This window comes from Silvibacterium sp., assembly GCF_047605705.1.
GTDB lineage: Bacteria > Acidobacteriota > Terriglobia > Terriglobales > Acidobacteriaceae > Silvibacterium.
Genome location: NZ_JASGFD010000089.1, coordinates 1 through 11,217 on the forward strand (window position 1 = coordinate 1; position 11,217 = coordinate 11,217).

General features: G+C 61.9%; 10 protein-coding genes and 2 pseudogenes. All 12 read right to left on the minus strand.

Features of this window, described 5'->3' with window-relative positions:
- Positions 1 to 782, minus strand: a pseudogene (locus tag QM649_RS19465) (hypothetical protein); the annotation flags it as partial.
- A 223-nt stretch (positions 783 to 1,005) separates the two neighbouring features.
- Positions 1,006 to 2,442: a deoxyribodipyrimidine photo-lyase gene (locus QM649_RS19470; protein WP_415200745.1), complete on the minus strand. Its 1,437-nt coding sequence runs from the start codon at positions 2,440 to 2,442 to the stop codon at positions 1,006 to 1,008.
- A 140-nt stretch (positions 2,443 to 2,582) separates the two neighbouring features.
- Positions 2,583 to 2,906 (minus strand): cytochrome C oxidase subunit IV family protein, encoded by a 324-nt coding sequence (locus QM649_RS19475; RefSeq protein ID WP_415200746.1) that lies wholly within the window; start codon positions 2,904 to 2,906, stop codon positions 2,583 to 2,585.
- A 29-nt stretch (positions 2,907 to 2,935) separates the two neighbouring features.
- The gene (locus QM649_RS19480; RefSeq protein ID WP_415200747.1) at positions 2,936 to 3,673 is read right to left on the minus strand and encodes a cytochrome c oxidase subunit 3; all 738 of its coding nucleotides are present in this window, start codon (positions 3,671 to 3,673) and stop codon (positions 2,936 to 2,938) included.
- Positions 3,666 to 5,330, minus strand: coding sequence for a cytochrome c oxidase subunit I (gene ctaD / locus QM649_RS19485; RefSeq protein ID WP_415200748.1), 1,665 nt, complete (start codon positions 5,328 to 5,330; stop codon positions 3,666 to 3,668). The genes QM649_RS19480 and ctaD overlap by 8 nt, the downstream gene beginning before the upstream one ends.
- Positions 5,327 to 6,448, minus strand: a complete 1,122-nt coding sequence (gene coxB / locus QM649_RS19490) for a cytochrome c oxidase subunit II (protein WP_415200749.1) — start codon at positions 6,446 to 6,448, stop codon at positions 5,327 to 5,329. Before coxB ends, ctaD begins: the two co-directional genes overlap by 4 nt.
- 5 nt (positions 6,449 to 6,453) lie before the next feature.
- Positions 6,454 to 7,347, minus strand: a complete 894-nt coding sequence (locus QM649_RS19495; protein ID WP_415200750.1) for an SCO family protein — start codon at positions 7,345 to 7,347, stop codon at positions 6,454 to 6,456.
- A gap of 17 nt (positions 7,348 to 7,364) precedes the next feature.
- On the minus strand, positions 7,365 to 8,030 hold the full coding sequence (locus QM649_RS19500) for a hypothetical protein (protein ID WP_415200751.1): 666 nt from the start codon (positions 8,028 to 8,030) through the stop codon (positions 7,365 to 7,367).
- Complete coding sequence (locus QM649_RS19505) at positions 8,017 to 9,303, minus strand: hypothetical protein (RefSeq protein ID WP_415200752.1); 1,287 nt, start codon at positions 9,301 to 9,303, stop codon at positions 8,017 to 8,019. The genes QM649_RS19500 and QM649_RS19505 overlap by 14 nt, the downstream gene beginning before the upstream one ends.
- Positions 9,304 to 9,362: 59 nt before the next feature.
- A complete protein-coding gene (locus QM649_RS19510) occupies positions 9,363 to 10,121 on the minus strand; it encodes a c-type cytochrome (RefSeq protein WP_415200753.1) in 759 nt (252 codons plus the stop codon).
- 52 nt (positions 10,122 to 10,173) lie between these two features.
- Positions 10,174 to 10,716: a DUF3341 domain-containing protein gene (locus QM649_RS19515; RefSeq protein ID WP_415200754.1), complete on the minus strand. Its 543-nt coding sequence runs from the start codon at positions 10,714 to 10,716 to the stop codon at positions 10,174 to 10,176.
- Positions 10,716 to 11,217 (minus strand): annotated as a pseudogene (locus QM649_RS19520) (hydrogenase); the annotation flags it as partial. The pseudogene QM649_RS19520 and the gene QM649_RS19515, both read right to left, overlap by 1 nt.

Here is an 11,217-nt window from a genome sequence, read left to right on the forward strand (position 1 = left end):
GCGTCCGAACCGGATTGCGCGTTGACGAGGGCGCCCTCTGTCGAGCTGGTGACGGCGGCGACCACGGTGGCAGGACTCACCGTGCTCCAGGCAAAGCCCGCGAAGCTGTTGCCGAAGAAGGTGGAGTTCGAGTTGCCTCCATACGCCACGTCATCGCTTCCGGAGATCAGCGACCAGGTGACGCCGCCATCGGCCGAGCGAAGGATGCCGGCACCGTAGTAGGAATTCGCTGCGTCGTTAGGATCGCCGGTTCCCGCGAGCACCACGCCCGTTCCACCGGGTTGCACGGTGAGCGCGCCGATACTCAGCGAGACATCGGCGCTGGTGGCGTAGGCCGGGAGCGTGTCCGTGAGCGGAGTAAATGCGGCAGAAGCCACGGCGCCGGCAGCGTTCGTCGACTTCCAGACACCTCCTCCGGTGCTGCCCACATAGAGCGTGTTGCCGGTCGCGTCAGAGGGATCGGCGGCGAGCGCGGTAATGCGGCCCGTGACCAGCCCGAAGTCCGCTGTCGAGACCTGTGCTGGGCCAACGGCCTGCCACGCCGTCGCCAGCGAGGTGTCCTCCGCATGCACGGATACAGCCGCTGCAAGAGCGTGCCTCCGGGTGGAGGTCTGGGCAGAAGTCTGGACGGAGGCTGCTGCCTGCCGGACATTGCGCTGGCCGGGCACCAAGCCTCGCTCAGCGAGGAAGCGCCGAGCCTGCCGCTTCGCGAGCGTGGCACTCCCAAGCGCGGGAAGGTTCGCGGCTTGCTGGCCGCGCGACACGGGAAACACAAGCAGCATCGACAGCGCCAGCGCGCCTGCCCACCATCGCCGTCTCCGTGCCTGCGTTCCCAAGGCGCACCCATAGCCGGAGCTCCCGACGACGGCGCTGTTTCAAGCGCTGCCGCCGGGCCGAAGCCGCAGGCAAACGCGGCAGATACGGGTCCGGAAAGTGCGCCCATTATGGGCGCGCCTCCACGCAGCGCTCCAGATTACTTCGGTTTGAAATCTTTCGATGGTGCGATCAGAGCGCGTCCACCTGCGCGATGTACCGCTTCGAGTTGAACTTCTTGCCCGTGGACGCGCCGGACATGTAGCGGATGGTGCCGAAGATGGGGCGTTCGAACCAGGGACGGTCATGCACGCCACCGATAGCCCAGGCGATGCCGCTGTAGCCATTGGGATCGCGGCCGTCGAGCTCGTACTTGTCGTTGAGGATCACGGCCCAGTCCCACGCCTTCGCCGGGTTCGGCGCCCATTCGAGGATCTTCTTCGCCCAGTACATGCGCAGGTAGTTGTGCATCCATCCCATCTTCACCATCTGTAGCTGGCCGGCGTTCCACAGCTCGTCGTAGGTCTCGCCGCGCTCCAACTGCTCAAGCGTGTATTGCGGATCGCGCGGATCGCGGCTGTGCTCCTTGAGCGTCTTCTGCGCCCACTCGGGCGCGCACTCGATGGAGTCGTAATTCGGCACAAACTTCACGAAGTTCACCGAAAGCTCACGCCATCCGATCAGCTCGTTGAAGTAGGAATCGCGCGCAGCGACGGTCGCGCGATTGGCCTTCACCGCCTCTTCGACGGCCAGCGCGATGGTGAGCGGCGAGATATGGCCAAAGTGCAGATAGGGCGACATCTGGCTGGTGCCATCGACCTCAGGATGGTTGCGCTGTGTCTCATATCCCGCGAGCTGGTACTGCGTGAACTGCTTCAGCCGCTTGAGCGCGGCGCGCGTGCCTCCAGTGAAGCTGTCGACGGGCTTCACGGTGCGATCGAAGTTCTTCCAGCCGTGCGTGACGTCTTCTTTCACATGGAAGTGCTCGAAGCCGCGCGGTTTTGTCCAGTGGTGCTGCGCCTTCGGGTTCTCGAGCGGATGAAGATAGTGCGGCAGCTCGGCATTCAGTTTCGGCCGCATGTTGTGCAGCATGTAGAAGTGCTTCGGAAAGATCGACGACGGCACGACGACATCGGCATCGACGGTCCAGAAGGGCAACGATAGCCGTTTCGCCAATACGGCGCGCCAGCGCTCCGGCTCACGGCAGGGGTTCTCGTCGCCGATGACCATCGCCGCGCCGACTTCCTTGAGCAGCGCTTCGAGCTGGTTGCCCGGCGGACGGCGCACGATGAACGCGATATTGCGCTCGGCGAGGTCTTCCTCGATATCGATAAGGCCCTGGTTGAGGAAGTGATAGTGCCGCAGGTTTGCACTGGGGAAGTTCGAGATCGCCGAGAAGTAGACGACCAGCGGCAGGCCCAGCTCGTTTGCGATCGTGACGGCGAGATCGACAGCCGGATTATCGATGCCGCGCTGCGCACGCTGCATCCAGTAGACGATGCATTTGCCATCCGGCAGCGGCGCTCCCTCACGGCGCACAGTGACGCGCGGATCGTCGGCCAGCTTTTTCAGAAACCCGGCAAGTTCGCTCTTCTCTTCCTGTGCTGCTTGTTTCGCTTTCGTCGGCACGCATGTTCTCCACTCCTGATGGTAGATGCATGCGGGCGGGCGCGCCGGTGGATGCGCCTGCTGCGCTTTGACGGGCTCGAAGATTTGCGGGCAAGAGAAAAGGCGGCTCAAAGCCGCCTTTTTGTCTGCGAGGGAAGGCTCTACCAGTTGCCCCAGGCACGGGCGATGTAGTCGGTGAGGCTCATGCCGATCAGCACGAGGAAGGTAAAGATACCGGCGCCGATGGTGAGCTTGGTGAGGCGCGAGCTGTCCTTGACGTGCATGAGGTAGAGCACGACCAGCACCGCCTCGATGACGGCGACACCGATAGCGATGACCGCGTTGAAGACATGCAGATTGAGGTAAGAAGTTCCAACCGTGATCGCCGTACCCACCAGCAGCGTGACGCAGACGAAGAAGTGCTCTATCGGGTTGATGATATGCGGGCTGGAGACTTGCTGGTCGTGATGCGCGGATTCGGACATGACGCGATCCTAAGAGTGCGAAAGTTTGGTCACTGATGCCGGCTGATGAGATAGAGCAGCGGGAAGAGGAAGTTCCAGACAATATCGATGAAGTGCCAGTACAACCCGAAGTTCTCGACAGTATTGGTGTGCCCGCTGGTGTAGGCGCCGGACCGGGCGCGGATGATCAGTCCGGCGAGAATCGCGATGCCGATGATCATGTGCAGCGCGTGCATGCCGGTCATGGCGAAGTAGAGCGAGAAGTAGACCTGCGTCTTCTCGGCCATGTCGAGTGCGAGCGCGGGCTGTCCGGGGAATGCAGGGTTTACGTGCACGAAGTCGCTCACACTGAAGTTGAGCCCCGGAACGTGATGCTGCTCCCACTTCTCGTGGTACTCGCTGGCCTTGATGCCGAGGAAGACGACGCCGAGGAGCAGCGTAGTCGTAAGCCAGGTGATGAGCGCGGACTTGCGGCGCTTCTGCGCGGCGTAGACGGCCATCGACATGGTGAAGCTGGAGCCGATGAGGATGACAGTGTTGATGCCGCCGAGCACGACCGAGAGCTGATGGCTGCCCGCGACGAAGGCCGGGTAGTACCAGTTGCGATACACGAGGTAGGCGGCGAAGAGTCCGCCGAAGAACATGAACTCGGTGAGCAGGAAGAGCCACATGCCGAAGCTCACGGCCTCGTGCTGCTGCTCGACCGACTCGAAGTGATGGAGCAGGTAGGGCGGGTGCTCGTGCCCGGCGTGCGGGTCAGGATGGGCGGCGATCGCGTGGCTATCCAACGGTGTGCACCTCGTTCCTGGTCTTATTTGCCAGCCACTCGTAGTCGTAGGCCTCGTAGTCGATGATCGGCGTTTCGACGAAGTTCTCCGTCAGCGGCGGGGATTGAATCTGCCATTCGAGTCCGGTCGCCTGCCAGGGGTTGGGCCCTGCGATCTTGCCGTATTTCAACGACCAGGTGAGGTAGAGCATGGGCATCAGGTAGCCCACGCCAAGCACGGTCGCTCCGGCGGTCGAAAGCACATTCAGCACCTGGAACTCCGGCGGATACGCCGCATAGCGGCGCGGCATGCCGAGGTAGCCAAGGATGAACTGCGGGAAGAACGTGAGAATGAACCCGATGAAAGTGGTGAGTGCTGCAAGTTTGGAAAGGTTCTCCGGGTACATGCGTCCGGTAATCTTGGGCCACCAGAAGTGTATGCCGGCGAGAAATGCCATTAGCATGCCGCCCACCATCACGAAGTGGAAGTGCGCCACGATGAAGTAGGTTTCGGTCAGGTGCACGTCCATGCCGAGCGAACCGAGGAAGACGCCGGTAAGGCCTCCGATGGTGAAAAGGCCCATGAAGCCGAAAGCGTAGAGCATCGGCGTTTCAAAGGTGATGGATCCCTTGTAGAGCGTGGCGGCCCAGTTAAAGATCTTGATGGCCGAGGGCACCGCGACCAGCATGGTGAGCAGCGAGAAGACCAGTGCCGAATAGCTGGAGACACCCATGATGAACATGTGGTGCTCCCAGACGAAGAAGCCGAAGACAGCGATGGCTACCGACGAGAAGGCGACGGCCGTATATCCGAAGATGCGCTTGCGCGAGAAGGTGCTGATGACCTCGGAAATAACGCCCATGCCGGGCAGAATCATGATGTAAACGGCCGGGTGCGAATAGAACCAGAACAGATGCTGAAAGAGCAGCGGATCGCCACCCTTGGTGGGGTCGAAGACGCCGATTCCGATGGTGCGCTCCAGCACCACGAGCACCAGCGCGATCGCCAGCACCGGCGTGCCAAGAACCATCAGGATGGCAGCCGCATAGTTCGACCAGATAAAGAGCGGCAGCCGGAACCACGTCATCCCCGGCGCGCGCATGCGGTGCACGGTGACGATGATGTTGATGCCGGTGAAGATCGAACTGAAGCCGGTGACAAAGATGGCGAGTCCGGCGGTAATGACGTGTGTGTTGACGTAGTGCGTGCTGAGCGGCGTGGTGAAGGTCCAGCCCGTATCGACGCCGCCGGAGATCAGCGCGGCAAGCACCATGATGCCGCCAATGATGTTCAGATACCAGCTGAGCAGATTGATCTTTGGAAAGGCGAGATCCTTCGCGCCCACCATGATCGGCACAAAGAAATTACCGAAGGTGCCGGGCACCGACGGCACAAGGAAGAGAAAGATCATCACGATGCCATGCATGGTGAAGACCTTGTTGTAGGTATCGGCCGCCAGCAGGTCGCTCTGCGGTGTGAGCAACTCGAGGCGGACGAGGCCGGCCATCGCGCCACCGATAAAGAAGAAGAACGTAATCGAGATGAGATAGAGGATGCCGATACGCTTATGGTCGCGGGTCAGCAGCCAGCTTTTCAGACCGTACTCATTGTTCAGATAGCTCCGCTTCGGCAGGGCCGCCGTTGCCTGGTCGGGGAGACTGACGATAGTGCTGCTCATTGGCTCACCACCTTGGGCTGGGTTGCCGTGGCCTGCGGCGCAAGGGCCGCGGGCTGAACGGGCTCAGCGCGATGTACGTTGCCGGCCGCATTGCCCTGTTCCTGATTCTGGACCTGTGCCGTGTTCAATGTCTGCTGGATGCGGAAGTTCGAGTGCAGCGACTTGATGTACTCGACGATATCGATCAGCCCGTCTTCGCTGATCTGCCCCTGATAGGTGGGCATGATGGGCGCATAACCGGCTGTCTCGTGCATGCTCGGGTTCAGGATCGAGTCGCGCAGAAACGCATCGTCGACCGTGGCGTAGCCTCCGCCGGTGAGTGGCACCTTTGCGCCGTAGACCTGCGCCAGGTTCGGGCCACGCGCCGCGGCGTCACCGGAGTGGCAACTGTTGCAGCCGAGGCTCGCGAAGAGCCGCTCGCCGTTCTGCGCGAGCGACATGCCGCTGGTCGAGCCCGCAGTCCACGCTTCGTAGTCCTGCTGGCTCATCGCCGTCACCGTGCCGATCATCTGCGAGTGCAGCGTGCCGCAATATTGCGTGCAGAAGATGTGATAGTCGCCGGGCGCCGTAGCCTCAAACCACACCGTGGTGTAGCGGCCGGGGATCACCTCGCGCTTCACGCGGAAGGCGGGGATCGAGAAGCTGTGAAAGACATCCTGCGAGATCATCGTGAGCTGCACCGGCTTGCCGATGGGCACATGCAACGCGTTGATCTCGTGCTGGCCGCCGGGATGCTCGGCCTTCCACATCCACTGCTTGCCGACGACGTAGATGTTCATCGCGTTGGGCGGCGGGCTGAAGATACGGAAGTAGAGCAGCGCGCCCCAGATGAAGGTGACCATGAAGAGCGCGAGCGGCACGATGGTCCAGGTGGCCTCAAGCAACGTGGAGCCTTCGATCTGCGTGGCTTCGGGACTGCGCTCCTTGCGGTACATGACGGAGAACACCGTGACCAGCAGTACGACGAGGATGAAGCCGAAGACCGAGATGGCGACGAGATAGAAATAAAGTGCGTCGGTATACGGCGCAATGCCTGACGCTTCGGGCGGAAAGATCGCGAAGTGCGTCAACCACTTGACGAGAAATTGCCAGAGAACGGGGCTGATGGGAGTATGCATCGCGGTTATCCGAGCGCGGCTTTCCGGGTCATCTGCCGGCTGTTGCGAATGTCGCGCCGGAAGTTAACCACCATGTAGGTGCCAAGGATCAACATCGTAAGAAGACAGCCGGCCTGAACGATGCGGGCGATCAGCAGGTCGTGCCGGTTGAGCAGCGGGTTGTAGCGATAGCAGTAGGTGAGGATGGCGTCGACCGGAGTCCCGATCTTTCCCTGCGATGCTTCGACAAGTCCCAGCTGCAGATCGCGCGAAGAGTATTCGACGCCGAGATAGTACTGCGCGAGGATGCCGCCCGGCGTCACCAGCTGCACAGCGGAAGCATGCGCGAACTCCGTCATCCTGCCATCCGGACCGGGCACGCGCGTGTAGCCATAGCCGACGGCCTTTGCCAGCGTGTCGATCTGCGGCTGCTGGCCGGTAAGAAAGTGCCAACCCGCAGCTGTTTCCGGACGGCCGTAACGCTTTACATAGTAGGCTTTGCTCTTCGCCGCGTCGGCAGGCGTCTCGTCCGGATCGATGCTGACGAAGATGACATTGAAGTCCTTGCCGGGCGCGAACTTCACCATGGTGAGCGCGCCGACGAGACCGTCAATCTCCTCCGGGCAAAGCATCTTGCACTTGTAGTAGACGAGGCCCAGAATCGCAGGTTTATTCCCGAAGTAGTCGCTGAGCTTTACCGTCTTTCCAGTGTCGTCGCGAAAGCTGAGATCGAGCGGCAGGCGCGTGTTGAGCCGCTGCGTGATGGCCACGCGCTGGATGAGCGAAGGCGCTTCGTCGCGCACCGGACCGGCCTGCTTCGAACCGTAGTCGGAGACCTGCGCAGAGGCCGCGAGGCCGGCCAGCAGCGCAAGCGCCACGCCCGCTGCCAGTCTCGCTGCTGTTCTCCGGATTGTCATCATCCTCTGCATATCTCTGCCTACTGGTTATTCGCCTTGGTTGACGCCTGCTCGCCCGCGAGCTTCGCCGTGCTGTTCTCTTCCTGCTCGAAGGCCGTGGGCGCAAAGCCATCGGTGAGCGGCACATGCACCACCGGCTTTGCATCGCCGGTCATCAGAGGCTCGGCATTCGCGGCCGCCGGCGCAACGGGCAATCCGCGCTGCGCGATCAACGCCATGGCCTGATCGATTGGGATGCGCACCTTCGTGTGCGAAGCATCCACCCAGCTGTAGTGATCGAGCAGCAGATCTTCCCTGCGATGAAGGTCGGCAAGGTCCTGGTTGCCGTCGTCGGTCTCGAGGCGCGGCGTGGGGAACTTCTGCGTGAGCTCATGAAGCTGCTGCTGCTCCTGCACTGGCGCTGGCTCCATGTTGCGCAGCTTGCCGGCCGGCTCCACGCTCGAAGCATTCCATTTGTTCACCGGGCCGTCTGTCTTCGCCAGGCCATAGTGAATCACCTTGCCGAGGCCGAAGCACACCAGGAAGAAGACACCGATGCAGACCGCAAGTCCGACCAGAAATACCGTGACGCCCTGCGTGCTGATATCCGTGACCTCGTAGCCCTCACGGAGCGAGCTGTCCATCTCCGGCGAGGGATGGCCGTGAGCGTCGTTCTCGGGCACGTCCGGTGGGTTATGCGTGGGCATGTTCCGGCTCCAGGATCTCGGCGAGGTGAGGATCGTTGACCGCGACCAGCGGCCGCTTCGTAAGCTGCGTGAAGTAATACGCGAGCCAGATGGCAATCATGGCTACCGGCACGGTGAGGTACTCGAGCATGCCGACGGAGAAGTGCAGGTTGCGCCGCGCATCGGCGAAGTTGGGCTCGACCAGCCACCACATGTCCCAGACGCGGGCGAAGATCATGATGCAGCAGACCACGGTGAGGCGGCTCTTGATGCGCTTCAGGTCGCGCGAGAGCAACAGCGAGAACGGAATCAGCCAGTGGAAGACCACGTCGAGCGTGGCAATGACGCCCCAGTTGCCGCGAATGCGATCGAGGTACCAGGGAATTTCTTCCGGCGAGTTGCCCGACCAGATGATGAGGAACGATGCAAAGGCCAGATACATGTTCAGCATCGTGAAGGCAAAGCAGAGCTTGCCGAGGTCGTGCTGCTCGGTGATGCGGAAGATGGTGCGAATCGGCTCAGCCGGCGAAAGACCAATCAGCGTAAGGATGACGAGCGCCAGCACGCTGTATCCCTGACCGACAAGAAACTGCAGGCCGTAGACCGTCGAGTACCAGGTGGGATCGAGCGACATGACCCACAGAATGGCGCAGCCGGTAAGCAGGATGGCGTAGGTGACTACGCCGATGCCGCTGAGGTTTTCGAACTTCGTTTGCCAGTAGGGAACGCGCGGTTCGGGGTCGGCATCGCGCTGTAAAGACCACTTGTTCAGCAGATAGTTGAAGAGGAACCATATGCCGAAGGCAACAAACGAGTAGACCCAGAAGGTGGTCGGGTTCAGAATGCCATGCTTGAAAAGAATCGCGTGCGCCTGCTCGTTGGTGATGAGCTTTTGCTTCGCAGCTTCGGCGGCGTTGGGGTATTTCGCCCAGAGATAGAGCCTGCCGAAGGTGACGCCGTACACGGCGAGCGGGATGAAGTAGAGCACCGGCAGCAGCAGCGTGCGGCTCATTGCTTCGAGCGGACGACGCACCAGCAGACCCCACTTGCCGCCGGAGAGATACTGCACCATCAGCAGGGCCTGTCCGCCGACCGCGAAGCCGAAGGTGATCATGAGCCCGACGAGCCAGGCGCGGAAGAAGTGATTCCAGCCGTCGCCGCTAAAGAAGCCGAGGATGACGCCGACGGCCGCGAAGATGGCGCCGACCGCGAGCGCCTTCGCGCGCCATCCGGATACAAAGGCCGGTGCGGCGAGTTCAGCGGGCAGCGTGCGGTTGTGATGGAGTTGGCTCATGCGCGTCTTCCTGCGTCCCCTGTCTTATTTCCCTGCGCTGTTCTTTCCTGTCCTGCGAATCAGTGCGTTGGTGCCGATCCTTTTGCTGCGTTCTTCGGCTGACCCGCGCCCGTTTGCGCTGGCGCCGTCTCCGGGTTCACCGGCGCGTGATTCTTCGAAGCCGGCGGATTCTGGTCTTCGCCCGGAACACCGGCCGTAATGGTGTTCGTCGGTTTCGCGGTCACGGCCGTCGCAGGCATGGCCCACTCGCCGGCAAAGCTTGCCGGCAGGCCTTCCTGCTCTGCAACCCGCGAGAGAGATTCCACCTGCGTTCCCTGCGGCACATCGGCGGTTGTCGCGTTCTGGCTCAGCTGCAAAGCGCGGATGTAGGCCGCGACGGCCCAGCGGTCGGCAGGCGGCAGCTGCGCCGAGTAATCGGGCATGGCGCCGTAGCCGTTCGACATCACGTAGAAGTAGTGGCTGAGCGGTTCGGCGAGGCGCTTCGCGTCGTGAAAGTTGCCCGCCGGTTTGTAACCACGCTGCACGATCATGCCCGCGCCGTTGCCTACGCGCGAATGACACGGCGTGCAGTAAATGTTGAAGCGCTCCTGCCCGCGCTCGAGGACTTCCTGTGTCGCAGGAAAGGGCAGGGCGTCCAGCTCCTTGCCGTCCTGCAGGCCGGTGTAGAAGTACTCGTCCTCATGCAGCTGGCCGCGTGCGACGGTGTGCTCCACCTGTGGGCGCGCCGAGCGGCCGTCAGCGAAGAAGTCCGTACCGCGCTGCGGAATGAACTTGGGCTGGTTGTGCATGTCCTGGCGGCAGCCGGTGACGAGCAGCAACGCCGCCGCAATCAGACCGAGCCCTGCGCCCTGCGCTCTGATGCCTGAGGTCTTAATAGTCCACCTCCACCACAGAGAGCGGATCGAGCGCCAGGAGAAATGCCCGAGAATCCTCGATCTCGAACTTCGGATCGGTCGACTCCAGGCACAGGAAAAACTTGTCGCTGGTGGCGCCGTTGCGAAAGTTCGGCGCGTGAAAGAGCGGATGATAGGGCTGCGGCAGGCCATTGAGCGCGAGCATGCCAAAGGCCGCGGAGAGGCCCGCGTAGAGGATGGTCCACTCGTAGGCAGGCACGATGAACGCAGGCCACGAATAGTACGGGCGTCCGGCGATATTCAGCGGATAGGCCCAGAGCGAGATCCAGGTCTCCAGGCTGAACATGGCCGCCACACCCAGCAGGCCGCCGATGAGGCAGACCAGCGAGACCTCGTTCTTATGGAAGCCGATAGCCTCGGCCGCCTCTTCCACCGGGTATGGCGTGTAGCAGTCCATGCGGCGGTAGCCCGTGGCATAGGCCGCCTCGGCCGCGCGCACCAGCTCGGTCGGGGTATCGAATTCGGCCAGCAGGCCGTAGGTTCCTTCAAGCACTGGCATCAGTCACCGGCCTCCGGAAGCGGTTCGCCCTCGGCCCGCACCTTGGCCTGGGGCAGCATCATGCGAATCTCGGACATCGGGATCATGGGGAGGAAGCGCACAAAGAGCAGGAAGAGCAGCGTGAACAGCCCCAGCGTTCCGGCGAAGGTCGCGTAGTCCCACTTGGTAGCGCGATAGGTGCCCCACGAGGACGGCAGGTAATCGCGATAGAGACTGGTGACGACGATGACGAAGCGCTCAAACCACATGCCGGTGTTGATGATGAACGACATGATGAACATGGCCGGCACACTGCGGCGCACGGCGCGGAACCACATCAGCTGCGGTAACGCGATGTTGCAGGTGATGAGCACCCAGTACGACCAGCCCATCGGCCCGAACATGCGGTTCCACATCATGAAGTATTCCCAGTGGCTGGCTGAATACCAGTACGACATAAAGACTTCCATGGCGTAGCCGTAGGCCACGATCAGGCCGGTGGTCAGCATCACCTTCGCCATG